This is a genomic window from Micromonospora trifolii (assembly GCF_050516465.1).
In the GTDB taxonomy this organism is placed as follows: Bacteria; Actinomycetota; Actinomycetes; order Mycobacteriales; family Micromonosporaceae; genus Micromonospora; species Micromonospora trifolii.
Genome location: NZ_CP191526.1, coordinates 514,226 through 540,281, shown reverse-complemented (window position 1 = coordinate 540,281; position 26,056 = coordinate 514,226). Strand labels below are relative to the sequence as shown.

Annotated in this window: 17 protein-coding genes; 6 read left to right on the top strand and 11 right to left on the bottom strand. The window is 71.1% G+C overall.

Annotated features, from left to right (window positions below; translation table 11 throughout):
- Nucleotides 1-44: 44 nt before the first annotated feature.
- Nucleotides 45-2,951 carry a vitamin B12-dependent ribonucleotide reductase gene (locus ACQRWP_RS02425; protein ID WP_430500601.1) on the bottom strand — a complete coding sequence of 969 codons (2,907 nt, stop codon included), beginning with the start codon at nucleotides 2,949-2,951 and terminating at the stop codon, nucleotides 45-47.
- Between the two features lie 35 nt (nucleotides 2,952-2,986).
- Entirely contained in the window at nucleotides 2,987-3,487 is a 501-nt protein-coding gene (gene nrdR, locus ACQRWP_RS02420; RefSeq protein ID WP_354941865.1) for a transcriptional regulator NrdR, read from the bottom strand.
- Nucleotides 3,488-4,026: 539 nt separating this feature from the next.
- Between nrdR and lexA the strand changes: the two genes are divergently transcribed.
- On the top strand, nucleotides 4,027-4,812 hold the full coding sequence (lexA, locus tag ACQRWP_RS02415; RefSeq protein WP_030489395.1) for a transcriptional repressor LexA: 786 nt from the start codon (nucleotides 4,027-4,029) through the stop codon (nucleotides 4,810-4,812).
- Nucleotides 4,813-4,885: 73 nt separating this feature from the next.
- On the opposite strand, the gene ACQRWP_RS02410 is transcribed toward lexA, so the two are convergent.
- Together ACQRWP_RS02410 and hflX are read right to left on the bottom strand one after the other, a co-directional pair.
- A complete protein-coding gene (locus ACQRWP_RS02410) occupies nucleotides 4,886-6,655 on the bottom strand; it encodes a hypothetical protein (RefSeq protein ID WP_430500600.1) in 1,770 nt (589 codons plus the stop codon).
- A 50-nt stretch (nucleotides 6,656-6,705) separates the two neighbouring features.
- Nucleotides 6,706-8,160 (bottom strand): GTPase HflX, encoded by a 1,455-nt coding sequence (hflX, locus tag ACQRWP_RS02405; RefSeq protein WP_430500599.1) that lies wholly within the window; start codon nucleotides 8,158-8,160, stop codon nucleotides 6,706-6,708.
- A 183-nt stretch (nucleotides 8,161-8,343) separates the two neighbouring features.
- Between hflX and ACQRWP_RS02400 the strand changes: the two genes are divergently transcribed.
- Nucleotides 8,344-9,810: an NAD-dependent malic enzyme gene (locus ACQRWP_RS02400; protein ID WP_112700124.1), complete on the top strand. Its 1,467-nt coding sequence runs from the start codon at nucleotides 8,344-8,346 to the stop codon at nucleotides 9,808-9,810.
- Nucleotides 9,811-9,911: 101 nt separating this feature from the next.
- On the opposite strand, the gene dapF is transcribed toward ACQRWP_RS02400, so the two are convergent.
- Genes dapF through ACQRWP_RS02385 form a run of 3 tightly spaced genes read right to left on the bottom strand, consistent with a single transcriptional unit; the run spans nucleotide 9,912 to nucleotide 12,452 of the window.
- On the bottom strand, nucleotides 9,912-10,757 hold the full coding sequence (gene dapF, locus ACQRWP_RS02395) for a diaminopimelate epimerase (protein ID WP_430500598.1): 846 nt from the start codon (nucleotides 10,755-10,757) through the stop codon (nucleotides 9,912-9,914).
- A 7-nt stretch (nucleotides 10,758-10,764) separates the two neighbouring features.
- Nucleotides 10,765-11,667 (bottom strand): tRNA (adenosine(37)-N6)-dimethylallyltransferase MiaA, encoded by a 903-nt coding sequence (gene miaA, locus ACQRWP_RS02390; protein WP_430503386.1) that lies wholly within the window; start codon nucleotides 11,665-11,667, stop codon nucleotides 10,765-10,767.
- Between the two features lie 17 nt (nucleotides 11,668-11,684).
- On the bottom strand, nucleotides 11,685-12,452 hold the full coding sequence (locus tag ACQRWP_RS02385; RefSeq protein ID WP_430500597.1) for a class III extradiol dioxygenase subunit B-like domain-containing protein: 768 nt from the start codon (nucleotides 12,450-12,452) through the stop codon (nucleotides 11,685-11,687).
- Nucleotides 12,453-12,602: 150 nt separating this feature from the next.
- Between ACQRWP_RS02385 and ACQRWP_RS02380 the strand changes: the two genes are divergently transcribed.
- The 3 genes from ACQRWP_RS02380 (at nucleotide 12,603) to ACQRWP_RS02370 (ending at nucleotide 17,524) form a co-directional block, all read left to right on the top strand.
- Complete coding sequence (locus tag ACQRWP_RS02380; RefSeq protein WP_430500596.1) at nucleotides 12,603-13,811, top strand: DUF349 domain-containing protein; 1,209 nt, start codon at nucleotides 12,603-12,605, stop codon at nucleotides 13,809-13,811.
- 513 nt (nucleotides 13,812-14,324) lie between these two features.
- Nucleotides 14,325-15,920 (top strand): cellulase family glycosylhydrolase, encoded by a 1,596-nt coding sequence (locus tag ACQRWP_RS02375; protein WP_430500595.1) that lies wholly within the window; start codon nucleotides 14,325-14,327, stop codon nucleotides 15,918-15,920.
- 236 nt (nucleotides 15,921-16,156) lie between these two features.
- On the top strand, nucleotides 16,157-17,524 hold the full coding sequence (locus tag ACQRWP_RS02370; protein WP_430500594.1) for a cellulose binding domain-containing protein: 1,368 nt from the start codon (nucleotides 16,157-16,159) through the stop codon (nucleotides 17,522-17,524).
- A gap of 48 nt (nucleotides 17,525-17,572) precedes the next feature.
- On the opposite strand, the gene miaB is transcribed toward ACQRWP_RS02370, so the two are convergent.
- Entirely contained in the window at nucleotides 17,573-19,066 is a 1,494-nt protein-coding gene (gene miaB / locus ACQRWP_RS02365) for a tRNA (N6-isopentenyl adenosine(37)-C2)-methylthiotransferase MiaB (RefSeq protein ID WP_430500593.1), read from the bottom strand.
- A gap of 220 nt (nucleotides 19,067-19,286) precedes the next feature.
- Between miaB and ACQRWP_RS02360 the strand changes: the two genes are divergently transcribed.
- Nucleotides 19,287-20,195, top strand: coding sequence for an alpha/beta fold hydrolase (locus ACQRWP_RS02360; RefSeq protein ID WP_430500592.1), 909 nt, complete (start codon nucleotides 19,287-19,289; stop codon nucleotides 20,193-20,195).
- Nucleotides 20,196-20,259: 64 nt separating this feature from the next.
- Here the strand turns inward: ACQRWP_RS02360 and fxsT are convergent, their stop codons facing one another.
- Genes fxsT through ACQRWP_RS02345 form a run of 3 tightly spaced genes read right to left on the bottom strand, consistent with a single transcriptional unit; the run spans nucleotide 20,260 to nucleotide 26,053 of the window.
- The gene (gene fxsT / locus ACQRWP_RS02355) at nucleotides 20,260-24,129 is read right to left on the bottom strand and encodes an FxSxx-COOH system tetratricopeptide repeat protein (RefSeq protein ID WP_430500591.1); all 3,870 of its coding nucleotides are present in this window, start codon (nucleotides 24,127-24,129) and stop codon (nucleotides 20,260-20,262) included.
- Nucleotides 24,126-25,397, bottom strand: coding sequence for a TIR-like protein FxsC (locus tag ACQRWP_RS02350; RefSeq protein ID WP_430500590.1), 1,272 nt, complete (start codon nucleotides 25,395-25,397; stop codon nucleotides 24,126-24,128). Before ACQRWP_RS02350 ends, fxsT begins: the two co-directional genes overlap by 4 nt.
- Complete coding sequence (locus ACQRWP_RS02345; RefSeq protein ID WP_238681825.1) at nucleotides 25,394-26,053, bottom strand: TIR-like protein FxsC; 660 nt, start codon at nucleotides 26,051-26,053, stop codon at nucleotides 25,394-25,396. Before ACQRWP_RS02345 ends, ACQRWP_RS02350 begins: the two co-directional genes overlap by 4 nt.
- Nucleotides 26,054-26,056 lie beyond the last annotated feature (3 nt).

Sequence of the window (26,056 nt, the reverse complement as noted above, 5' to 3'; positions counted from 1 at the left end):
GCGGCAGGTGGTCCCTGCCGCGCTCGCGGGTGGTGCGTGGTACGTCAGCTGCAGCCGCTGGTGGAGCCGCAGCCCTCGCAGACGTAGCAGCTACCGGCGGGGCGCATCTTCGTACCGCAGGTGAAGCAGAGCGGCGCGTCGGCGGCCTTGCCGATCACGGCCTCCAGCAGTTCGGTGCTGGAACCCACGCTCGGAGCCGGCTTGGCGGCGGCCACGTCGGCCATCTCCTGGGCCGGCTGGGCGACAGCCTCCGGCTTGGCCGGGGTCTCCACCGGCGCGGACGACGCCATCGCGGTGAGCTCGGCGCCGTTGACGCCGGCGGCCTCCGCGTCGGCCTCGGCCCGCAGCTGCGCGGCCCGCTCCGAGGCGGTGAAGATGCCCAGCTCGGCGCGGCGTTCGTAGGGCAGGAAGTCCAACGCCAGGCGACGGAAGATGTAGTCCATCACCGAGGCCGCCATCCGCACGTCCGGGTCGTCGGTCATGCCGGCCGGCTCGAAGCGCATGTTGGTGAACTTGCTGACGAACGTCTCCAGCGGCACGCCGTACTGAAGGCCGATGCTGATGGCCACCGAGAAGGCGTCCATCACGCCGGCCAGGGTCGAGCCCTGCTTGGACATCTTCAGGAAGACCTCACCGAGGCCGTCGTCCGGGTAGGACGACGCGGTCAGGTAGCCCTCGGCGCCACCGACGGAGAAGCTGACCGTCTCCGACGGGCGCTTCTTCGGCAGGCGCTTACGCACCGGCCGGTACTCGATGACCTTCTCGACCGCGGCCGGCGCGGCCGGTGCGGTCTCGACGGCGGCCGGCTCGGTGGCCTTGTTGGACTTGGCCACCGAGAGCGGCTGGCCGACCTTGCAGTTGTCGCGGTAGATCGCCAGCGCCTTGAGGCCGAGCTTCCAGCCCTCGAAGTAGATCTTCTCGACGTCCTCGACGGTGGCTGCCTCCGGCATGTTGACCGTCTTGGAGATGGCGCCGGAGACGAACGGCTGGATGGCCGCCATCATCCGCACGTGACCCATCGGGGCGATCGTCCGCTCCCCCATGGCGCAGTCGAAGACCGGGTAGTGCTCCGGCTTGAGGCCGGGGGCGTCCACCACGTGGCCGTGGTCGGCGATGTGCTCGACGATCGCCTCGACCTGCTCCTCGGGGTAGCCGAGGCTGCGCAGGGCGCGCGGCACCGTCTGGTTGACGATCTGCATCGAGCCGCCGCCGACCAGCTTCTTGAACTTGACCAGCGCCAGGTCCGGCTCCACGCCGGTCGTGTCGCAGTCCATCATGAAGCCGATCGTGCCGGTCGGGGCGAGGACGCTCGCCTGCGCGTTGCGCCAACCGTTCTTGTCGCCGATCTTGTTGCCCTGGGTCCACTGCTTGGTCGCCTCGCGGACGATCGCGGTGGCCACCGGGCTGGTCGGCTTGATCTCATCGTTGGCCGCGGCGTGCTTACGCATGACCCGCTTGTGCGGCTCGGCGTTGCGGGCGTAGCCGTCGTACGGGCCGACGACGCCGGCCAGCTCGGCCGAGCGGCGGTAGGCGGTGCCGGTCATCAGGGACGTGATCGACGCGGCGACCGAGCGGCCCTGGTCCGAGTCGTACGGCAGGCCGGTGGCCATCAGCAGGGCGCCCAGGTTGGCGTAGCCGATGCCGAGCTGCCGGTAGGCGCGGGACGTCTCACCGATCTTCTCGGTCGGGAAGTCCGCGAAGCAGATCGAGATGTCCATCGCGGTGATGACGAACTCGACGGACTTGACGAACTTCTCCACCTCGAAGCCACCGTCGGAGCGGAGGAACTTCATCAGGTTGAGCGAGGCCAGGTTGCACGAGGAGTTGTCCAGGTGCAGGTACTCCGAGCACGGGTTCGACGCGGTGATCCGCCCGGTCTCCGGGCAGGTGTGCCAGTCGTTGATCGTGTCGTCGTACTGCAGACCGGGGTCGGCGCACTCCCAGGCTGCCTGGGAGATGGAACGGAACAGGTTCTTGGCGTCGACGGTCTCGATCACCGAGCCGTCCAGCCGGCCTCGCAGGTCGAAGCCCTTGCCGTTCTCCACCGCCGACATGAACTCGTCGGAGACCCGAACCGAGTTGTTGGCGTTCTGGTACTGCACGCTGACGATGTCGGAGCCACCGAGGTCCATGTCGAACCCGGCGTCACGCAGCGCGCGGATCTTGTCCTCCTCGCGCGCCTTCGTGACCACGAACTCCTGGATGTCCGGGTGGTCGACGTCGATGATGACCATCTTGGCCGCCCGGCGGGTCGCGCCGCCGGACTTGATGGTGCCGGCGGAGGCGTCCGCGCCGCGCATGAAGCTGACCGGGCCGGAGGCGTTGCCGCCGGAGGAGAGCAGCTCACGGGACGAGCGGATCCGCGAGAGGTTGACCCCGGAGCCGGAGCCGCCCTTGAAGATCAGCCCCTCCTCCTTGTACCAGTCGAGGATCGAGTCCATCGAGTCGTCGACGGCCAGGATGAAGCAGGCGCTGACCTGCTGCGGCGACGGCGTGCCCACGTTGAACCAGACCGGCGAGTTGAAGCTGAACACCTGGTTCAGCAGCATCCAGGTCAGCTCGTGCGCGAACACCTCGGCGTCGGCCGGGCTGGCGAAGTAGCCGTACTCCTCACCCGCGGTGCGGTAGGTGGTGACCACCCGGTCGATCAGCTGCCTGAGCGACCACTCCCGCTCCGGGGTCCCCACCGCGCCCCGGAAATACTTCGTGGTCACGATGTTGGCCGCGTTGACGCTCCACGACTCCGGGAACTCCACCCCACGCTGCTCGAAGTTGATCGAGCCGTCCCGCCAGTTCGTCATCACGACGTCACGGCGCTCCCAGGAGACCTCGTCGTACGGGTGGACCCCCTCGGTCGTCCACACCCGCTCGATCTTCAGCCCCGCGCCTGCCTTGTTTCGTGAACGGCTAGTAGTCACGCCGTTGCCCCCCTCGTCTGCGCGGTCACCCACCGCGCGTCCCAATCTCTTTGAAAAACTGTGAAGACTCAGCTGGTACGGCCGGCGGTCTCGACCGCATCGGCCCGGCCCTGCTCCCGGGCTCGCGCAGCGGCCCGCAACGTCTCGATCTCGCGCTCGAAGTCGGCGAGCGAGTCGAACGAGCGGTAGACGCTGGCGAACCGCAGGTAGGCGATCTCGTCCAGGTCGCGCAGCGGACCCAGGATCGCCAGGCCCACGTCGTGGCTGGGGATCTCGGCGGCCCCCTTGGCCCGGACCGTCTCCTCCACCCGCTGCGCGAGCAGCGCGAGTGAGTCGTCGTCCACCGGCCGGCCCTGGCACGCCTTACGCACCCCGCCGATGATCTTCGTGCGACTGAACGGCTCGGTCACCCCGCTGCGCTTGACGACCGCGAGGACCGCCTCCTCGACGGTGGTGAACCGCTTGCCGCACTCCGGGCAGGACCGCCGCCGTCGGATGAGCTGGCCGTCGTCGGCCTCCCGCGAGTCGACCACCCGGGAGTCAGCGTGCCGGCAGTACGGACACCGCATCGCCCACCTCCAAATAATGATCAACTGCGAGCACACCGGACACTCCCGGGCACGACTGACCGCGACGGTGCCGTCCTCGGACGACGCCCGCCGTGATCGACGTTACGGGAGTGCGGTCGGTAGTCAGACCCAACCTGTAGGCAACTTACGCCCGTGTCACTACTACATCTAGGGGTCGACCGTATGTCGCCGGGGAAGCCGGGTCAAGTTGGCCGGCGTGTCCGGCGCGTCACGGACCATCCGGTCAAACACGCCCCGCACAACGCCCGAAGACCCAACGTCACGATCCCGCCCGGGTTACCGGCCAGCCGGCCGGATCCGGCCGGAAAATGGTCCACGATCGAACACCAGTGCTACCTGACGTACCATTTATCAGAACATCCGTACGACCGGAGCGCTTTTTCACCCCGACACGCCGGTGAGAGGTCGTACAGATGTTTGAAAATGACTGATCTCACCTATACGGTCATGAACAACGTGGCACCACCGCACGCACCACGAGCCGACGAGGCACCCAGCGCCGACCAGGGAGGACGGACGTGACCGAGGACCGGGCCAGCCGGCCGAAGAGCCCGCAGCAGATCACCGAGGCGGGCCCCCCGGCCACCCGACGCCGCAGCGCCGCGCGCAGCCGGACGGGTCAGCCCGCCGTGCGCCCGGTCACCCCGGTGGTCAGCGCCTTCCCCGACCCGGCGACGGTCGACCTGACCGCCCGCCAGCGGCGCATCCTGGAATTCATCCGCAACTGGGTGGAACGACACGGCTACCCGCCGAGCGTCCGCGAGATCGGCGAGGCGGTCGGCCTCGTGTCGCCGTCCAGCGTCGCCTACCAGCTCAAGGAGCTGGAGAAGAAGGGCTTCCTGCGCCGCGACCCGAACCGGCCGCGCGCGGTGGACGTCCGCGCCCCCAGCGAGGCGATCGACGACGAGTTGTCGAGGGCACAGCGGCCGACGCCGGCGTACGTGCCGATGCTCGGTCGGATCGCCGCCGGTGGGCCGATCCTCGCCGAGCAGGCCGTAGAGGACATCTTCCCTCTCCCCCGCGAGCTGGTGGGTGAGGGCGAGGTCTTCATGCTCCAGGTCAAGGGCGACTCGATGCTCGACGCGGCGATCTGCGACGGCGACTGGGTGGTCGTCCGGCAGCAGCCCACCGCCGACTCCGGCGAGATCGTGGCCGCCATGCTCGACGGCGAGGCGACAGTGAAGACCTACCGGCGGCGCGACGGGCACGTCTGGCTGATGCCGCAGAACCCGGCCTTCGACCCGATCCCCGGCGACGACGCCACCATCATGGGCCGGGTCGTGGCGGTGCTCCGCCGGATCTGACCGATCGGCGGGTGGGTGCCGACGGCACTCACCCGCACCGCTCGTTCAGGCCGGATGAGCGCCTCAGCGCCGATCAGTAACGGTCGCCCCGGTGACCGCGACCGCCCCCGGGATACTGCCCGTACGGGTCGACGGGCGGCGCGTCGTCGTCACGTCGGCGGCCGGGCCGCTGACCCCGGTGGTCGGGCTCCTGCCCACCGCGCCGTGGCGGCTCCGCGCGACCGGGCTGACCGCCGTCGCCGCCGTACACGCCACCGCCAGGACGACCACCGCCGCCGCCCTGGGGGCGACCGCCGCCGCCACCCTGCGGACGACCACCGCCACCAGCCGGGGGACGACCGCCGCCAGCCGGAGGACGACCACCGCCACTGGCCGGAGGACGACCACCGCCACTGGCCGGGGGACGTCCGCCGCCGCCGTACACGCCAGCACCGCCGCCGTCCGGTCGCGGCGCACCGTAGCCACCGTCAGCCGGGGCCGGCCGGCCGGCGCCGCCGTACACGGCACCACCCGCTGGGGCCGGGCCGCCACGACCCGCACCACCTGCTGGGGCCGGGCCGCCACGGCCCGCACCACCGCCGTACACCGCGCCGCCGACCGGCGCGCCACCCCCGTAGACACCACCCCTGCGGTCATCGTCGGCCGGGAAGCCGTCGACGGCACGGCCCGCGCGCGGGCCGAACGGCTCATCATCCGGCTCCGACGGGTCGGAAGCGTCAGCGGGCGGCGGCCGACGGCGGGCGCGAACGATGCCGAAGATGCCGCCGGCGACCAACAGCAGGCCGATCAGCCCGACCGCCCCGACCAGGTACGTGATGTCGTCGAGGCTCAGCCCGTCGGTCCAGGATTTCGAGGCGGCCGGCTTGGCGCCGTCCTCGGCGGCCAGTGGCACCGCGGTCGACGTGGACGGGGCGTAGCTGAGGATGTCGAGCGGCTCGTCCTCGGTGAACCGGCCCGCGTCGGAGACGGTGAGGAACGACTTCCCGTCCGAGGTGTAACTGATGGCCTCGCCGAACGGGTCGGCCAGCGGCGTCACCCGCGGCTTGCCGGTGGTGAGCGCGCCCACGATGTCGCCACCGGTCACGTCGAACTCGAAGGCGTCCGCGTAGGTGCGCAGGACCACCCGGGAGCCGTCCGGTGCCCGGGACGCGCCCGTGATGGCGATCCGGCCGAACGTGTTGAGGGCGTTCTCCGTCTGGGTCTTCGGCAGCGTGAGCTCGCCGGCCTTACGCATCGGCACCGGGTCGGTGTCGCCACTCTTGAGCGCCGCCGACGGCGTGTAGATCTCGGCCTTGCCGCTGGTCACCTTGGTGATGATCAGCGGCTTTCCGTCGTCGCCGATGAGCAGCGCCTCGGCGTCGTGCGGCTTGGCCTCGGGGTAGGAGAGCCGGTGCAGCGTCGGCTGCTTGCCGCCGGTGACCGGCATCGACCAGAGCGCGACGCGGCTGCGGCGCTCCTTCGAGTCGGGGTTGTCACCGGTGTCGGCGATCCAGAGGGTCTTGCCGTCCTTGGACAGGGCGAGATCCTCGGTGTCGAACGGACCCTGCCCCGAGTAGCGGACCGGCTCCTTCGAGGTCTTGCACTTGCTGTCGAGGAAGAAGACCCGCTTGCGCTCCGGGACCTCGGTGCTGTCGTTGATGAGGATGTAGCCACTCTTGGTGGCGACCAGCCCGGACAGCTCCCGTAGGCGCTCGTCGGTGATCGTGCACCGCTTCTGGCCAGGGTTCGCGGCGGGCGGCCCGGACGCCCCAGGGGCGGGAGCCGCTGCGGCGACTCCGGCGAGCGCCACGGTTGCCCCGAACAGGCCGAGGACAACCGTGACCGAGGAAACAACGCGGCGCATTCGGCCAGTGTCGCATGCCGCGCGTTTCCGGTGGATGACGCCGTGGCCGCTCAGGACCGGCTGCCGGCCGCCTGACCCTGCCGCTCCACGTCGAACGCCGCCAGCTCCGCCGCCAACTCCGCGCCGACGCGGACGTGCAGCAGAGTGCCCTCCGGCAGGTGCGACGTGCTGAGCACCTCACCCGTGCGATGCGCCCGAGCCACCAGGTCGCCCCGGTCGTACGGGAGCACGGCCCGGACCTCCACAGCCGGGCTCGGCAGCCGCTCCTCGATCGCCGCGCGCAGCTCGTCCATGCCCCGCCCGGAGTACGCGGACACGAAGATCGCGTCGGGCCAGAGCCGCTTGAGCCGGAGCAGAGTGTCCTCGTCGGCCGCGTCCGTCTTGTTGACCACCAACAGCTCGGGGAGCCGGTCCGCGCTGACCTCGGCGAGCACCGCGTGGACCGCCCGGACCTGCTCCTCCGGATCCGGGTGGGTGCCGTCCACGACGTGCACCACCAGATCCGCCTCCGCGACCTCCTCCAGCGTCGAGCGGAACGCCTCGACGATCTGGTGCGGGAGGTGTCGGACGAAGCCGACAGTGTCGGAGAGGGTGTAGAGCCGCCCGTCCGAGGTGGTGGCCTTGCGGGTCGTCGGGTCCAGCGTGGCGAACAGCGCGTTCTCCACCAGCACGCCCGCGCCGGTCAGGCGGTTGAGCAGGCTCGACTTGCCGGCGTTGGTGTAGCCGGCGATGGCGACCGCGGGAACGGCGTTGCGGGAACGCCGGGCGCGCTTGGTCACGCGTACCGTCTTCATGCTCTTGATCTCGCGACGCAGCCGGGAGATGCGGTGACGGATGCGCCGCCGGTCGGTCTCCAGCTTGGTCTCACCGGGACCACGAACACCCACACCGCCGCCGGCACCGCCACCCCGGCCGGAACCACCGGTCTGCCGGGAGAGCGTCTCACCCCAACCGCGCAGTCGGGGCAGCAGGTATTGGAGCTGAGCCAGCTCGACCTGCGCCTTACCTTCCTTGCTCTTGGCGTGCTGGGCGAAGATGTCGAGGATCAGCGCGGTGCGGTCGACGACCTTGACCTTGGTGCGCTGCTCCAGGTTGCGCAGCTGCGACGGGGACAGCTCACCGTCACAGATGACCGTGTCGGCGCCGGTGGAGAGCACCACCGCGCCGAGATCGTCGACCTTGCCACGGCCGATGTACGTGGCCGGGTCGGGTCGGGTACGACGCTGGATGAGCCCTTCGAGCACCTGCGAACCGGCGGTCTCAGCCAGCGCGGCAAGCTCGGTCAGCGAGTTTTCCGCGTCGGTGACAGTGCCTTCGGTCCAGACGCCCACCAGGACGACCCGCTCCAGCCGCAGCTGGCGGTATTCCACCTCGGTGACGTCGGTGAGCTCGGTTGACAGGCCCGGGACGCGTCGGAGGGACTGCCGCTCCGACAGCTCCATCTCGCCGGTGGTGACGTCGTCGAGCTCGTCCTCGACGGGGACAAAGCTCTCCTGGTCTCGCAAGCGGTTCTCCTGTCCGTTTTGATAAGTAGAACGTAATCCTGACATGACACAACGCCGAACGCACCTGCTATATGCCCATGGTGAAGGTCGCCAAAAGTGGGGGCGAATGCTGGTCGGCCGCGACAACCCGGTAGAAATGCGGGCGGCGGCCGATCGGCCGCACAGCCGTTACGGAGGGATCCCGTGGCCATCACCCGAATGCCCAGCGCCGGATTTTCGATCACCATTCGGATCGCCGTGACCGCGGACGCCTCCTCGATCGGCCGGCTCACCACCTCCGTCGGCGAGGCCGGGGCGATCGTCACGGCGCTGGACGTGGTGGACTCGGACCCGACCCATGTGATCGTCGACCTGACCTGCGACACCGCCGACGCCGGTCACGCCGACCAGGTGGTCGACGCGCTGACCGCGCTGGACGGCGTGGACGTGCGCAAGGTGTCGGACCGAACGTTCCTGCTGCACCTCGGCGGCAAGATCGAGGTGACCTCGAAGGTCGCGCTGCGCAACCGCGACGAGCTGTCCCGCGCGTACACCCCGGGGGTGGCCCGGGTCTGCATGGCGATCGCCGAGAACCCGGCCGACGCGCGGCGACTGACCATCAAGCGCAACACCGTCGCGGTGGTCAGCGACGGCTCGGCGGTGCTCGGCCTGGGCAACCTCGGCCCGGCCGCGTCGCTGCCGGTGATGGAGGGCAAGGCCGCGCTGTTCAAGCGCTTCGGCGGGGTGGACGCCTGGCCGGTGGTGCTGGACACCCAGGACACCGACGAGATCGTGCAGATCGTCAAGGCGATCGCGCCGGCCTACGGCGGCATCAACCTGGAGGACATCGCCGCACCGCGCTGCTTCGAGATCGAGGCCCGGCTGCGCGAGGCGCTGGACATCCCGGTCTTCCACGACGACCAGCACGGCACCGCGATCTGCGTGCTGGCCGCGCTGACCAACGCGCTGCGGGTGGTGGGCAAGCGGCTCGAGGACGTCCGGGTGGTCGTCTCCGGAGCCGGCGCGGCCGGCACCGCGATCATGAAGCTGCTGCTGCGCCAGGGCGTCGGCGACATCATCGCGTACGACCGGGAGGGCGCCCTGCACCGCGGGCTGACCGGGCTCAACTCGGCCTGGCAGTGGCTGGCGGAGAACACCAACAAGGAGAACTACTCCGGCGACCTGCCCGGCGCCATCCGCGGCGCCGACGTGTTCATCGGGGTCAGCGCGCCGAACCTGCTCACCGGCGACGACATCGCGCAGATGGCGAAGGATTCGATCGTCTTCGCCCTCGCGAACCCGGACCCGGAGGTCGACCCGCGGGAGGCGCGCAAGCACGCCGCCGTGGTCGCCACCGGCCGCTCCGACCAGCCGAACCAGATCAACAACGTGCTCGCGTTCCCCGGGGTGTTTCGCGGCATGCTCGACGCGCACGCCGAGGAGTTCACCGAGGAGATGGCCCTCGCGGCCGCCCGGGCCATCGCGGACGTGGTCGGCGAAGAGAAGATCAACCCGACGGTGATCGTGCCGAGCGTCTTCGACTCCCGGGTCGCCCCGGCGGTCGCCGCCGCCGTCCGCGCCGCCGCGCACAACCCCAGCCCGCTCCCGGCCGCCGACCCCGGCCCGGCCGACCTCCCCGAGATCGCGGCGAACGCCAGCGCCACCCCGTAACGCGAACGACCCACCGGCCACGCCGTTGATCAAGAGGTTTGCGTCAGGAACAACGCGAAATCTGACGCAAACCTCTTGATCGACACGGGTGGGCGGGGGCGTCAGGGGCGGAGCGTGGGAAGGCTCAGCTCGCCGGTGGCCACCAGGACGGCTGGGCCGGAGAGCCAGCAGGAGTCGGCGGTGACCGTCACCGTTAGGCGACCGCCGGGCACGTCCACGGCGACCACGCCGGTGTCCCGGCCGGCGTCGCGCAACGCCACGGCACCCACCGCGCAGGCACCGGTGCCGCAGGACAGCGTCTCGGCGCTGCCGCGCTCGTACACCCGCATCAGGCTGTGCTCGTCGGTGCCGTCGACCGGGTCACCCGCCACGATGAACTCCACGTTCACCCCGCTCGGGAAGACCGCCGGGTCGAACCCGGGCGCGACGGTCAGGTCCAGTGCCGACAGCTCCACGCCGGCCGGCAGCACACAGACCAGGTGCGGGTTGCCGACGTCCACCACCGCACCCGTCAGGGTCAGCCCGCCGAGGGTGGCGGCGGAGCTGTCGTACACCTGGGGTCGGCGCATCTCGACGGACACGACGTCGCCCTCGACCAGCGCGCGCACGACGCCGGCCCGGGTGGCCACCGGCAGCGCCGCGCCGGCGGGCGTGGCCAACCCGGTGTCGAGCAGGTAGCGCACGAAGACCCGGGCGCCGTTGCCGCACATCTCGGCGAACGAACCGTCGGCGTTCCAGTAGTCCATGAACCACTCGGCCTCGCCGGCCAAACCCGCGCCGTCCGGATGCTTGGCCGCGCGGACCACCCGCAGTACGCCGTCCGCGCCGATGCCCCGACGCCGGTCGCAGAGCGCCGCGACCAGCTCAGGGGTCAGGTCGAGCTGACCGTCCGGGTCGGGAAGGAGGACGAAGTCGTTGCCGGTGCCGTGGCCCTTGGTGAACTCCACAGCCCCATCATCGCGCAGCGGCCGGCACCAGACGCAGGGCGGCCCCGATCAGGTCCGGGGTCGTCGAGTCCAGCCAGTGGATCCGCGGGTCGCGGCGGAACCAGGACCGCTGCCGGCGGACGAAACGCCGGGTCGCCCGGACCGTCTCGTCGTGCGCCTGCTCCTCGGTCAGCTCACCGGCGAGCAGGCGCAGCACCTGCTGGTAACCCAGCGCCCGACTCGCCGTCCGCCCCTCGGCCAGACCGCGCCCGACCAGCTCACGGGTCTCCGGCACCAGGCCGTCGGCCCACATCCGGTCGACCCGCAGTGCGATCCGCTCGTCCAGCAGGCCGGTGTCCAGGTCGACGCCGAGCTGCACCGACGGGTAGTACGGCGTGGGCTGCGGCAGCGAGGCGGCGAACGGCGCGCCGGTGAGCTCGATCACCTCCAGGGCCCGCACGATCCGCCGACCGTTGCCGGGCAGGATGCCCTCGGCGGCGACCGGGTCGGCGGCGCGCAGCCGCGCGTACAGCGGAGCCGGGCCGACCTCGGCCAACTCCCGTTCCAGCCGCTCCCGCAGCGCCGCGTCCGTGCCGGGGAACTCGAAGCGCTCCAGCACCGCCCGCACGTACAGCCCGGAGCCCCCGACCAGCAGCGGCACCCGCCCCCGGGACAGGATGTCGTCCACCGCCGCGCGGGCCAGCCGCTGGTACTCCGCGACGCTCGCCGGCTCGGTGACCTCCCAGATGTCCAGCAGGTGATGCGGCACCCCGTCCCGCTCGGCGAGGGTCAACTTGGCGGTGCCGATGTCCATGCCCCGGTAGAGCTGCATCGAGTCGGCGTTGACCACCTCCCCGTCCAGGGCGTGCGCCAACGCGATACTCAGCGCCGACTTGCCGGCCGCGGTCGGGCCGACCACCGCGACCACCATGCCGGCACCGGCGCTGGTCACACCCGCTCCCAGGACGCCACGAAGTAGGCCACCCCGTAGGGGGCGGAGTCGTGCAGCAACTCGCCGCGCCAATCACCACCGGCCGCGCGGGCCACGCCGGCGAGCACCTGCCAGGGGGCGCGACCGGCGGCCTTCAGCTCCGTCGACACCACCGGGTCGAGGTCGAGCAGGGCGTCCAGGTCCGCGTCAGCCAGCGCCGCGGCAACCCCCCGGTCGTACGGGAGAGCGCGCGCGTCGTCGTACCCGGGTGCTTTCTCCCCCCGGCAGGCCGACCCGTCCCCGAGCACCAGCAACGCCACCCGGTCACCGGCGGCACCGACCTCGTCGGCGAGCGCGGCCAGCTCGGCCTGGCCGGCGTCGGCGGCCACCTGCACGGCGGTCACCGGCGGTCGGGTGCCGTGGCGGGCCAACAGCCACGCGCCGATGGTCAGGCTCAACGGCAGCACCGCACCCCGGTCCGGTTGACCCGGCACCAGCGGCACGTCCAGGTCGACACCCCAGGGCTGGAGGGAACCGGTCGCCGGGGTGCGGATCGGGCCGGTCACCGGGCCGGTGCCCAACAGCACCACAATGTCCGGATCGGTGGCCAACAGCCGGCGTACGGCGCTGTCACAGGCCGCCCGCAGATCGTCCAGCTCCGGGGCCGCGGAGCCGGCCACCTCGGGCACGAGCAGGGGCGGATGCGGGCAGACGGCGGCGGCGACCAGTGGCACCCGTCCACCGTAGCGGGAATCCCCGGTGCGTCTCCGAGCCGATCCGGTCATTAGGCCCCTAGGACACCGTATGGTCACGGTCGGCGATAGGCGCTCGACGCGGACCGGGTCGGACCTGTGACAATGCCGGAAGCAACTTGGCTGCGCCGTGGCGGCGACGGGGGATCGATCCCTCGACGCCGGGAGAACGAGGATGGGCACATGAGCGACTGGACTGCCTTCGGACGGGTGGACGCGGACGGCACCGTGTACGTCAAGACCACCGAGGGAGAGCGGGTGGTCGGATCCTGGCAGGCGGGAGCACCGGAGGAGGGCCTGGCACACTTCGCCCGTCGCTTCGCCGACCTGGTGACCGAGGTGGACCTGACCGAGGCGCGACTCAAGTCGGGTGCGGCGGACGCCGGGCACTCGTTGAGCACGATCCGGCGGATCCGTGCCACGCTGCCCGAGGCCAACGTGGTCGGCGACATCGACGCGCTGGCCGCTCGCCTGGACAAGCTGGCGACCCTCGCCGAGGAGAAGGCCGGCGAAGCGCGCGCCGCCCGGGACGCCGCTCGCGGCGAGGCCCTGGCCCGCAAGACCGCGCTGGTCGAGGAGGCCGAGAAGCTGGCCGCCGAATCCACCGGGTGGAAAACCGCCGGGGACCGGCTCAAGGAGATCCTCGACGAGTGGAAGACCATCCGCGGGGTCGACAAGAAGGCCGACGGTGAGCTGTGGAAGCGGTTCGCCGCCGCCCGGGACGGCTTCACCCGCCGCCGCGGCGCCCACTTCGCCTCCCTGGACTCGCAGCGCAAGCAGGCGCAGACCGCCAAGGAGGAGCTGGTCGCCGAAGCGGAGAAGCTCTCGGACTCCACCGACTGGGCCGCCACCGCCAACCAGCTCAAGGACCTGATGACCCAGTGGAAGGCCGCTCCGCGCGCCTCCAAGGAGGCCGAGCAGAAGCTCTGGGAACGGTTCCGGGGTGCGCAGGACGCCTTCTTCAGCCGGCGCAGCGAGGTCTTCTCGGCACGGGACAACGAGCAGCGCGGCAACCTGGAGCGCAAGCAGGCCCTGCTCGCCGAGGCCGAGGCGTTGAACATCGACGCCGACCCGAAGGGCGCCCAGGCCAAGCTGCGGGAGATCCAGGCCCAGTGGCACGAGGCCGGCCGGGTGCCCCGCGAGGCGGCCGCCGGGCTGGAGCGCCGACTGCGCGTCATCGACGACAAGGTCCGTGACGTGATGGACTCGGCGTGGCGCCGCACCACCAAGGAGGACAACCCGCTGCTCGCCCAGATGCGGGCGCAGGTGGCGGAGGCCGAGGACCGGCTGGCCCGGGCGCAGAGCGCCGGGGACGCACGCCGGATCAAGGAAGCTGAGCAGGCCCTCGCCTCCAAGCGGCAGTTCCTCCAACTCGCCGAGCAGGCCGGCTGAGCTGACGACGTCCGGAGCCCTCGGTCCCCAGCGGGACCGGGGGCTCCCGCATGTCCGACCCCAGGCGTCCGCGCCCCCGCGCCCCCGCGCGTCCGCGTCCGCGTCAAGATCCGCGCAACTTCCCGGATGTTGCCACAGGCAGCAAGATCGTGCTCGAACCTGGATGTAGTGGCATCAGCGCGCCCGGAGACCACTACATCCATGTTCTAGCGCGATCATTCAGGGTTGCGCGGCGCAAAAAGGGCAGCGCGGGGCGGCGCGGGCGGGCAGGTTGACGCATTGACGTGGGCTGATCAGAATGAGCGACGGAGCCAGGTAGGGCCACCGGCACGAGGGCGACGAAGGCGGAACATCCGCCGTCGAGGGTCGCCGGTGAGCTTCCGCGAGTGACCACGTCCGTGTGACATGGGCCGTCGCGCACTGTCCGCGTACCCCTGAGGGACCGTGACGTGCGGACGGCCGCCTGCCGGCGTCGTCTCTGGATGGCGCCGGACCTCCGAAGTGGAGCTCGAATTGTTCCGTCCTAAAGCTCTCGGCGGCGCGCTCACTGCGCTCGTCACCGTCTCGGCTGGCGTGTTCCTCGCCGCCGCCGTCAGCACCAGCCCGGCCGTTGCCGCTGGCACCGGTACGGGTTATCTGCATACCAGTGGCAACCAGATCGTGGACAGCACCGGTGCCACTGTGCGGTTGACCGGCATCAACTGGTTCGGCATGGAGACCGACAACAAGACCTTCCACGGGCTGTGGTCGAACAACCCGTGGCGGGGACAGCTCGACACGATGGCCCGGCTGGGTTACAACACGTTGCGGGTGCCGTACTCGAACGACGCGCTGAAGCCGGGCGCCACCGCCAGTGGGATCAACGACTTCGTCAACCCGGACCTGATCGGGCTGTCGCCGTTGCAGATCCTGGACAAGGTGATCGACTATGCCGGCAGCAAGGGCATGCGGATCATCCTGGACCGGCACCGGCCGACGGCGGCCGGGCAGTCACCGCTCTGGTACACGTCGACGGTTTCCGAGGCGACCTGGATCAACGACTGGAAGATGCTCGCCCAACGGTACGCGGGCAACACGACGGTGATCGGCGCCGACCTGCACAACGAACCGCACGCGGAGGGCACCAACCCGGCGGCCACCGGGGCGTGCTGGGGCTGCGGCGACACCACCCGGGACTGGCGGCTCGCCGCCGAGCGGGCCGGTAACGCCATCCTCGGCGTCCAGCCCAACTGGTTGATCTTCGTGGAGGGGGTGAGCTGCCCGAGCGGCGGCCTCTCCAACGTCTGGGACGGCGACACCAGCAACGACGAGGACTGCGGTTGGTGGGGCGGCAACCTGTCGAAGGCGGGGCAGTTCCCGGTCCGGCTGAGCGTGGCGAACCGGCTGGTCTACTCGCCGCACGAGTACGCCACCTCGGTGTACCGGCAGACCTGGTTCGACGCCCCGGACTACCCGGCGAACATGCCGGCCATCTGGGACAAGTACTTCGGTTACCTCTACAAGCAGAACATCGCCCCGATCATGATGGGCGAGTTCGGCAGCACCCTTGTCGACCCGAAGGACAAGGTGTGGCTGGAGAAGCTGATGGCGTACACCGGAACCGGGGTGACCGGGATGTCCTTCACCTACTGGTCGTGGAACCCCAACTCGGGTGACACCGGCGGTATCGCGTTGGACGACTGGACCAACATCAACACCGCCAAGCAGGCGATCCTCCAGCCGTACCTGATCGCGCCGTCCGGTGGCGGCACCAGCGAGCCGCCGACCGGTGAGCCGACGGGCCCGCCGACGGATCCGCCGACCGGTGCCTGCACGGCCACCTACCGACAGGTCAACGCCTGGCAGGGCGGCTTCCAGGGCGAGTTGACCGTGAAGAACACCGGTTCGGGCGCGGTGAACCCGTGGTCGGTCACCTGGAGTTGGCCGTCCGGGGTGACGTTGGGCAGTGGTTGGAACGCCACCGTCACGCAGTCCGGTACGACGGTCACCGCGGCGGCTCCGAGCCACGCGCCGTCCCTGCCGGCGGGCGGTTCGGTCACCGTGGGCTTCACCGCCAACGGCACCGCGAGCACGCCGGGCACTGTGAAACTCAGCGGCACCAGCTGCTGATCCACCGGGACGGCCGGTGCGCACCGCATCGGCCGTCCCGGCCATTTACATCAAGGTTCTTCTATGCTTTCATCGGGAAAGCGCTTGCCTCTTCATCGGCGGGCGCGAGCGCGGGAGCCGCTTTCCTTCACGAACCTGCACTGGCGGGCCCGAGGACCACTGGTCCCGGCCGAGATTCGCCGCTCACGGGCATGGGCGTCGCGACACCTCCGTCCGCCTCATCGAAAGGAAGCAGCATGCGCACAGGACGGCGTCGAATGACGCTGATCGCCACCACGGCCGCAGCCACCGCCACCCTGGTCACCGCCGGGCTGTTGACCTCCGTGTCCGCCCAGGCGGCCGCCGGCTGCCAGGTGGCCTACTCGGTCGCCAGCCAGTGGCCGGGCGGGTTCACCGGCAACGTCACCGTCACCAACCTCGGCGACCCGGTCTCGGGGTGGACGCTGCGCTGGTCGTACGGGGCCGGTCAGCAGGTCAGCCAGGCGTGGGGCGCCACCGCCTCGCAGAGCGGCAGCCAGGTCTCCGCGACCAACGTCGACTACAACGGCAACCTCGCGACCAGTGCCAGCGCCACGTTCGGCTTCAACGCGAGCTGGAACAACTCCAGCAACCCGGCTCCGAGCAGCTTCAGCCTGAACAACGTGGCCTGCACCGGCAGCACCGCACCGACCACCCCGCCGCCCACCACGCCGCCACCACCGACCACCCCGCCGCCCACCACGCCACCACCGACGAGCAACCCGCCGCAGACCGGCCTGGTCGGCTGGGCCACCCAGAACGGCGGCACCACCGGTGGCGGCAACGCCGCCACCACGACCGTCACCACCGCATCCGCGCTGACCAGCGCGTTGAACGCGACCGGCGCCGCGGTGATCCGGGTGTCCGGGACGATCTCCTGCTCGGGCATGCTGCGGGTGCGGTCCAACAAGACCATCCTCGGCAACTCCGGCGCGACCATCGCCGGCTGCGGGTTCAACATCAACGGTGACCGCAACGTGATCATCCGCAACCTGACCTTCCGCAACTGGAACGACGACGCGATCAACGTGCAGGAGTCGGCCACCAACATCTGGATCGACCACAACAGCTTCACCAACGGGTACGACGGCGCCGTCGACATCAAGCGCGGCTCGGACTTCGTCACCGTCTCGTGGAACCGGGTCTTCAGCCACGACAAGACGATGCTGCTCGGCCACAGCGACGACAACGCCAGCCAGGACGTCGGCCACCTGCGGGTGAGCTACCACCACAACTGGTTCGACGGCAGCAACCAGCGCAACCCCCGGGTGCGCTTCGGCAACCCGGTGCACGTGTACAACAACTACTACCGAGCCAACGGTGGCTACGGCGTCGCGTCCACCGAGAACGCCGGGGTGCTCGTCGAGGGCAACTACTTCGAGAACGTCGACGACCCGTACCACCTCGGTGAGGGAGACTCGGGCCCCGGCAGCCTGGTCGCCCGCAACAACCACTTCGTCAACTCGCCCACCGGCCAGGCCGGTGGCAGCGTGGCCAGCATCCCGTACTCCTACCAGCTGGACACCGCGAGCAACGTCAAGTCCATCGTGACGGCGGGCGCCGGCGCCGGCCGGATCACCGTCTGACTCAGTCCTTCGCGGAAGGGCCCCTCGTTGAGGGGCCCTTCCGTGCGGTCAGTGGGTGGCGCAGCCAGCGGCGGGGGCAGCCGCGACCGGCGGCGCCCCGATCGTCGGCAGACCGAGCAACACCCCAGGGGTACGCGGGGAGCGACCCGCCTCGGCCGCGTCGCCGGCCCGGGTGCGTCGGTGCGCCACCGGCGCTCCGTCGGCGTTCAGGTGGTGCGGGGCGGCGTAGGTGACAGTGGTGTGCACGATGTCGCCCGGCCGGATCTGACCAGCGAGGGACTCCCCGTCGGCGGTCTCGGTCGCGAAGTGCACCAGTCGACCGTCGCGGGCCCGACCGGACATCCGGCCGGTCCGCTCGTCCTTGCGGCCCTCGCCGACCGCGACCAGCACCTCGACGGTTTCCCCGACGAGGCGCTTGTTCTCCGCCCAGGTGATCTCCTCGACGCAGGCGACCAACCGCTCGTAGCGCTCCTGCACGACCTGCTTGGGCAGCTGATCGTCCATGGTCGCGGCGGGGGTGCCGGGCCGCTTCGAGTACTGGAAGGTGAAGGCCGAGGAGAACCGGGCCTCCCGGACCACGTCCAGGGTGCGCTGGAAGTCGGCCTCGGTCTCACCGGGGAAGCCGACGATGATGTCGGTGGTGATCGCCGCGTCCGGCATCGCCGCGCGGACCTTCTCGATGATCCCCAGGTAGCGCTCGGAACGGTAGGACCGGCGCATCGCGCGGAGCACGTCGTCGGAGCCGGACTGCAACGGCATGTGCAGCGAGTGGCAGACGTTCGGCGTCTCGGCCATCGCGGCGATCACGTCGTCGGTGAAGTCCTTCGGGTGCGGGCTGGTGAAGCGCACGCGCTCCAACCCGTCGATGTCGCCGCAGGCCCGCAGCAGCTTGCCGAACGCGTACCGGTCGCCGAACTCCACGCCGTACGAGTTGACGTTCTGCCCGAGCAGGGTCACCTCCAGCACGCCCTCGTCGACCAGGGCGCGCACCTCGGAGAGGATGTCGCCGGGGCGCCGGTCCTTCTCCTTGCCGCGCAGCGCCGGCACGATGCAGAACGTGCAGGTGTTGTTGCACCCCACCGAGATCGACACCCAGCCGGCGTACGTGGACTCGCGGCGGGTGGGCAGCGTGGACGGAAAGACGTCGAGGGACTCCAGGATCTCCACCTCGGCGGCGGCGTTGTGCCGGGCCCGCTCCAGCAGCACCGGCAGCGCGCCGATGTTGTGGGTGCCGAAGACCACGTCCACCCAGGGGGCCTTGCGGACGATGTCGCCGCGGTCCTTCTGGGCCAGGCACCCGCCGACCGCGATCTGCATCCCGGGGTGCTTGTCCTTCACCGGGCGCAGGCGACCGAGGTTGCCGTAGAGCCGGTTGTCCGCGTTCTCCCGCACCGCGCAGGTGTTGAAGACGACGATGTCCGGGGTGTCGTCGGTCGGCACCGCGCGCACGTAGCCGGCCTGTTCGAGCAGGCCGGAGATCCGCTCAGAATCGTGCACGTTCATCTGGCAGCCGTACGTCACGACGTTGTAGGTCCTAGCCACCCTCTTGGTGCCCCTTCCCCTCGGGCTACCAGGGTAGCGGCCCGTTCGGGAGGCCCGACCCACCGGCATTGACCCGCTGGCCCATGGCGGGCATCCACGACGGGCAGTACGCTGCACAACAAGAATGTGTTCTGGGCGATTTCGGGGGCTTTGCACTCGGCGCCGACGATGCGCGGCTCCGTTCACGGGGGAGCACATGACGACCCGCGGGAGGCCAACCGTGACGCGACAAGATGCGACACAGCGCACCGTCACGACCCCGGACGGGCGGCACCTCGCGGTGGAGACCTCGGGAGCGCCGGACGGGCCGGCGGTCTTCCTGCTGCACGGCACCCCGGGCAGCCGCAGCGGCCCCCGCCCCCGGGGCATCGTCGTCTACCGCCTCGGCGTGCACCTCGTCTGCTACGACCGACCCGGGTACGGCGACTCCGACCGGCACGAGGGTCGGCGAGTGGCCGACGCCGCCGCCGACGTGGCGGCGATCGCCGACGACCTCGGCATCGACCGATTCTCGGTGGTGGGCCGATCCGGTGGCGGGCCACACGCCCTGGCCTGCGCCGCGCTGCTGCCGGACCGGGTCACCCGGGCCGCCGTGCTGGTGGGGCTCGCCCCGGCCGGCGCGCCCGACCTGGACTGGTACGCGGGCATGGCGGAATCGAACGTGGAGGACTACGGGCGGGCCGACGAGGACCTGGCCGAGCTCACGCTCAACCTGAAGGTTCGCGCGGACGAGGCCCGTCGGGACCCGATGACGCTGCTGGACTTCCTCCGCCCCCAACTGCCCGACGAGGACATCCGGGTCGTCGACGACGTCGCGATCCGCCGACTGCTGACCGACATGTACTCCGAGGCGCTGCGACACGGCCCCGAGGGTTGGATCGACGACGTGTTGGCGATCCGGCGCGGCTGGGGGTTCGACCTGGGCGCCATCCGCGCGGAGGTCCGGCTCTGGCACGGCGAGCAGGACCGCTTCTCCCCGGTGGAGCACTCCCACTGGCTCGCCTCGCGGATTCCGCGCGCCGAGGTGCAGGTGCAGCCCGGCGCCGCGCACTTCGGGGCGGTGGAGATCCTGCCGCAGACCCTGACCTGGCTGGCCACGCCGGACCTCGCGACCAGCCCGCAGCTCTGAGCGCCCGGCCAGGCCGGAGCGGCGGGCCGGCCCGGACAGTCGGCCCGCCCGCCGGACGACCCGCTCAGATGGTGTGTGGGTCGATCACCCGGACCACGAACCGCCGTTCGCGCAGGGTCTGCACGGTCGGGTGTTCCAGACCGATCACCTCGGCCAGCCGGTCCGCCACGACGCCGACGTCCTCGGTGGCCGGGCCGTCGGCGGCCCGCCTCGCCACCAGGGCGAGATCGCCGAGGCAGCGCAACGTGTCGGGGTGGTCTGCACCGATCACCGCGGCCAGTCGGCCGGCGGTCTCCCGCAGCCGGTCCCGCGCCGACTCCCAGTCACCCTCCTCGGCGAGACACACCGCCTGGTTGACCTCCGCCGCGAGGGTGTGCGGGTGGTCCGGACCGAGTACCTTGCGCAACTCGCCGACCGCCCGGGACGCCGACGCGAGCGCGTCCGACCTGCGCCCGAGCGCGCGCTCCGCCGCCGAGATGTTGCTCACCGTCGCCAGGGCGTGTGGGTGCTCCGGGCCGAGCCGGAGCTGCTCCTCGAACGCCACCCGCACGGCGTTCATCTCGGTCAGCGCCCGAGCCGCGTCGCCGACGGCCAACAGGTTCGCCGCGCGACTCGACCGGCACGCCACCGTGTCCGGGTTGTCCGACCCGAAGCGTTCGTCGAGTTCGCGGTAGGCCGTCTCGAACATCGGCGCGGCCTCGCTGCCCCGACCGGAGCTGCGCAGGGACACCGCCAGGTTGACCTGGGCGGCGAGACTCTGGCCGTCATCCGGCCCGAGCACCTCGCAGTACGTCTCGTACACCGTGCGCAGCAGGGTGGCCGACCTCTCGTACTCGCCAGCTTCCCGCAGGTCGCTGCCGAGCCGCACGGCGGAGACGAGGGTGTAGGGATGCGTGGGGCCGAGCACCAGCCGCCGCCGCTGGTGCACCTCGTCGTCCCAGCGACGGGCCGACCGGTAGTCGCCGACCAGCCGGTACGAGACGGCGAGGTTGTTGGCCGCGCTCAACGTCCGGGGGTGATCCTCGCCGAACACCTGGAGCCAGGAGGCGTAGGTGGACCGGTCCCGTTCCAGTGCCTCGGCGTAGCGGCCGAGCGCCCGCAGGTCACCGCCGAGGCTGCCGGCGGTCATCAGACTGTGCGGGTGCAACGGGCCCAGCAGCCGGCGTTGCTCGGCCAGCACCGCCTCGTCCAGGTCCCGGGCCTCGTTGAACCGGCCCAGGCTGCGCAGGATGTTCGCCCGGTTGAACCGCAGGTGCAGCAACTGGCGGCCCAGCGCCGACGCCTCGACCTCGTCGTGCGTGTCGCCGAGCCGGGCGCTCCAGGTGTCGTCCACCTCCTGGCTGAACGCGTCGGCCTGGTCCAGACCGCCGCGCTGCCACAGATAACGGACCCGGTCGATCAGCAGCTGACACACCGGCTCGTCCGGGCAGGTCAGCGCCTCGGAAACCTCCAGGTGCGGCCAGAGCATGCGCAGCCGGGCCCAGGTGGTCGGGTCGTCCACGTCGCCACGGGGCCGGGACGCGGCCAGCACCAGGTGCACCTGGTGGCGGGCGGCGACGATCTCGTCGTCGGTCATCCGGTCGCGAACCACCGCCTGCAACAGCCGGTGCACCTGGACCCGACCGCCCTGGACATCGAGTTTGAGCAGTGCCAGGCGGTTGATCTGCTGGACCAGGGCGCCGCGCACGAGCCGCTCCGACACCGACGGGTCGAACGGCACAAGGGCCGCCGCCATCTCGTCGCTGTAGATGAGTTCGAGGGCGATCTCCGGGGCCAGCACCGAGCAGAGCTGCAACAGCCGGTACGCGGCGGGCGCCTGCTCGAGCAGCCGGTTCAGCGACAGATCCCAGGTCGCCTCCACGGAGAGGGCGCTGGGGCCGTGCCGTTCGATCTGCCGCAGGTAGTCGGCGACCGACGTGCCGGTGTCGGCGAGCCAGGCGCCCGCCGCGGCCACCGCGATCGGCAGGTCGCCGAGAGCCTCGGCCACCCGGTCGGCCTCCTCGGCGCTGATCGTGGGCACCCGCTGGGCGAGGTGCGCCACGCTCTCGGTGCGGTCGAAGACATCCACCTGGATCGGGTTCGCCCGGTCACCCCAGGCGCGGTTGCGGGAGGTCAGCAGGACGTGCCCGGGGCCCTGCGGCAGGAACGGCTCAATCTGGTCGAGCTCTTCGGCGTTGTCCAGTACGACGAGCCACCGCTCGTACGGCTCACCACGGCCGAGCACCTGGAGCACCGACCGGACCGTGTCGGGCAGGGTCGGCCCGACGAGGATGCCGAGGCGACCGGCGAGGTCGGCGAGGGCGGTGTCGACGAACTGCGGCGGGTCCGCCACGATCCACCAGACCACGTCGTACGCGGCCTTGAACCGGTGCACGTATTCCAGAGCCACCTGCGTCTTACCGACGCCGCCCATGCCCTGCAGGGCGACCGGCAGCACCACAGCGCTGCCCCCGCTCTGCAACTGCGCGCGCAGCCGCGCCAGGTCGTCCTCGCGGCCGGTGAACCGGGCGTTCCGGTTGGGGGCGTTGAAGATCAACGGCTCGGTGCCGGGATAACGGGTGGCCCCGCCCGCCGGCCCGTCCGCCGACGACGGCACCGGCCGCCCAACCAGCCGCAAAACCCGCTCCACGGCGGTCGCGGCGCTCACGTTCACCAGGTTGGTGGAGCTCTGCGACGGGAACTCGGCCAGCGGGCGCAGGTCGGCGACGTACACGGCCAGGGCCGTGGAACCGGTGCTCGTGTCCCGGTCGGGCAGACCACCGGACGGCGTCGCCACGTAGGCCGGCGAGACCACTGTCAGCGTGCGCGGGGCCGGCGTACCGGCGGACCCGACGGCGGACGTCGGCTCCACCACCCGCAGCCCGGCCGAGCTGAGCACCCGCTCCAGCCACTCGGCCCAGATGGCGTCCTCCGGCGCGTACCGGAGCACGATCTGGTCGTCGATCGCCTCGGTGCGTCGGCGGAACCGGGCCTTGCCCCGCTCCCGTACCGACTCGTCCATCACCGGCAGCGCGGTCACCGCGCCGTCGGTGAGGATCCCGGTCAGCGTCTCAAACGCGGCCAGCAGCGACGTCGGTGAGCCCGGCGGGTCGCCGAACGTCGCGAGGGTCTCCTCGTACGCGTAGAACGGCCGGTACGGGACCTCCACCGCGGCCCAGTAACGCCGCCGTTCCGCCTCGGTCATGCCGGCCGGCAACCCGGCGAACCGGCGCATGGCCAGCAGGCGACCCGCCTCGGCCCGCTCCTTCTCGGCCTGGTCGACCCGCATCGGCACCGGCAGGACCCGGATGTCGCGCCGCCGGTACCGGTCCCGTACCGAGTGCGCCACCCGGGCCGCGCCGTCGATGCCCTGGTCGCTGAGGGTGAAGCAGTCGACCAGGGTGTCCGGTAGGTGCAGGGTGCAGATGTCGGCGACGTCGCTCAACCCCGTCCGGCTGTCGATCAGGGTGAAGTCGTACTGGCGCTTCATGTCCGCCCGCAGCGCCTCGAAGAACTGCGCCCCGCCCAGCCGGTTGTAGAAGTTGTCCCAGTCCAGCCCGCTCACCGAGACGGCGTAGTCGCTGTTCTGCCGGCCGGCGGAGAGGAAGTCGAGGCCGCCGCCGTCGGGGAAGTTCCAGCGCAGCGAGAACGCGTGCCGCCCGACCCGGGCGTACTGCTCCATCCAGCGGTCCGGCCGGTCGTCGACCCGGGTGGTCTCCCACTCGTAGTCGCGAATCATGTCGATCACGCCGCTGGTGCCCTGGATCGCCTCGGCGTCGAGGAACGGGTGGAAGAAACGGTGCAGACCGGGTGACTCGAGGTCCCAGTCGGCGACGAGCACCCGCCGGCCGCTGGCCGCCAGGATCCAGGCCACGTTGGCCAGCGCCATCGTCCGGCCCGTCCCACCCTTGAACGAGTAGAAGGTGACGACCTGGCCTTCGCGATCGTTGTTCATCGGTTTTCTCCGTGGGGACGCGGTGGGGCCGGATCATCAGGCGGGGACGCGGGGTCGGTGGAAGCGGTCGAGCCGGCAGCGGGCAGGCCGTCACGCAGGCTCGGCACGGGCTCCGGCGGTGGTTCGAAGGGGACGACCGGGCCGTACTTGAGGAACTGCCGGCGCGCCTCGGTGACCAGCGCCGGCATCAGGTCGACGAACTCCGGCATGTTGCACGCCCGCTTCACCTGGGGCAGACCGGCGTCGTGCAGCAACTGCGTCACCTCGGTGGCCCAGCGGGTGGCGTCCTGACTGTCGTCGTCGTCGGTGACCACCAGCGGAACGACCCATTCCCGCAGGCCGTGCAGCATGCGGGCGAGGACCGCAGCCGCGTCCGGCGCCGCCGCGATCCACGGGTCGACCAACAGCACGGCCGGCCGCCGATCGAGCATCGCGGAGGCCTGCGCGAAGTCCTCGGTACGGGCCGACAGCCCGAGCCGCTCGGCGGTGCTGACCGCGTACTCGGCGGCGGGCAGTTGCTGGCTGCGCCCGTACGGCCGCCAGAGCCGGCCGCTGGCGGCGTAGCCGGCGGGGTCGCGATCGGTCGGCAGCCGGTCCCGGGTCGGGGCCAGGACGGCGACGACGAAGTCCGGGTCGGTCGGCGACGGACGGACCACCTCGTCCAGGCCGGGCGCCCGGGACGGGCCCATCGGACGCCGCTCCGCGGTGTGCACGATCCGGCTCGCCAGGCGGCTCAGCATCAGCTCGTACTGGGCCCGGTAGGAGGCCAGCATGCAGAACGCGCGCAGGCCGTCCGCGGCGTACTCCGGGACGTCCCGGCCCAGGTCCAGGGCGCCGTCCAGCTCCGGGTGGGCCTCCCACGGGGGGAACGGGATCCACAGCACCGGGGTGAGATGGCCGGCGGTGAGCCGGGCCGACCCGGCGGCGGCCAACCGGGCCCGGAAGGACTCCTGCTCCCCCAGCGCCCAGGGGCGACTGAAGTAGCCGGGTGAGTAGAGCGGAACGAAGACCTCGGCGTCACCGAGCGCCTCGGCGAGGGCGGCCTTCCAGTCGGCGCCCAACGGGATGTGCTGGTCGAAGAAGCCGATCCGCATCCCGGCGACCGGTCGCGCCTGGCGCCGCACCTCGTCGGTCAGGTCGGCGAAGAACTGGCCGACCCAGACGTCGGCGTCGGCCCGGCCGCCCGGCGGCGGCGCCGAGTGGGCGTAGCTCAGGAAGAAGTACGTCCCGCGTGCCCCCGGCCGGCGCCGGGCCGTCGGGGGGCTCACTCCGGCTCCTCGGCGAACCGGTTGCACAGCTCGTCCACGCTTGCCGGCACCCAGGGTTCGACCAGGTACGACCGGTGGATGGCCACGATCCGTTGGGCGAGGCGCCAGACCACCGCCCGGTACGCGTTCTCCCACTGCATGGTCAGCAAGCCGTAGACCCCGTCCCGCTGGTAGTGCACCGCGATGTCGGGATCCGGCATCGCGGTCGGGGTGAAGCGCTGGATGTCGCGGAGCACCCGGGGCAGCGCCGTGCCGTTCGTCGGCGACCAGGTGACCGGCACGATCGCCGTCTCGTGGACCGAGGCGGAGCTGTGTCGCGGGGTGATCCGTCGGCGGGAGAACGCGTCCCACTCCCGGCCGCACCAGTCGCTGCCGAGCAGCGCGCTGGAGACCAGCGGAACGAAGACCTGGCAGGTGCCGGCGGCCTGGAGAAGCTCCGGGCTCCAGCGTTCACCGCCGGCGATGGAGCTGTCCAGGAAGCCGGCGTCCACTCCGGTCACCGGGCCGACCAGCTCGCTGACGTGGACGGAGAGGTCCTCGAAGAAACGGGAGACGTACTCGGCGGGTTTGCCGGTGGCCCGGCCGACCGGCGCCCGCGAGTAGCTGATGAAGAAGAGTGGGGCGCGTGCTTGGGAGGGTGCGTCCACTGTGCTCACCGC

Bases quoted from the DNA above. Each gene is read 5' to 3' on its own strand.
- nrdR (WP_354941865.1), bottom strand. From the start codon at position 3,487: ATGCGGTGTCCGTACTGCCGGCACGCTGACTCCCGGGTGGTCGACTCG.
- ACQRWP_RS02410 (WP_430500600.1), bottom strand. From the start codon at position 6,655: ATGCGCCGCGTTGTTTCCTCGGTCACGGTTGTCCTCGGCCTGTTCGGG.
- miaA (WP_430503386.1), bottom strand. From the start codon at position 11,667: ATGGTGGTCGCGGTGGTCGGCCCGACCGCGGCCGGCAAGTCGGCGCTG.
- ACQRWP_RS02385 (WP_430500597.1), bottom strand. From the start codon at position 12,452: ATGACCGGATCGGCTCGGAGACGCACCGGGGATTCCCGCTACGGTGGA.
- ACQRWP_RS02380 (WP_430500596.1), top strand. From the start codon at position 12,603: ATGAGCGACTGGACTGCCTTCGGACGGGTGGACGCGGACGGCACCGTG.
- ACQRWP_RS02370 (WP_430500594.1), top strand. From the start codon at position 16,157: ATGCGCACAGGACGGCGTCGAATGACGCTGATCGCCACCACGGCCGCA.
- fxsT (WP_430500591.1), bottom strand. From the start codon at position 24,129: ATGAACAACGATCGCGAAGGCCAGGTCGTCACCTTCTACTCGTTCAAG.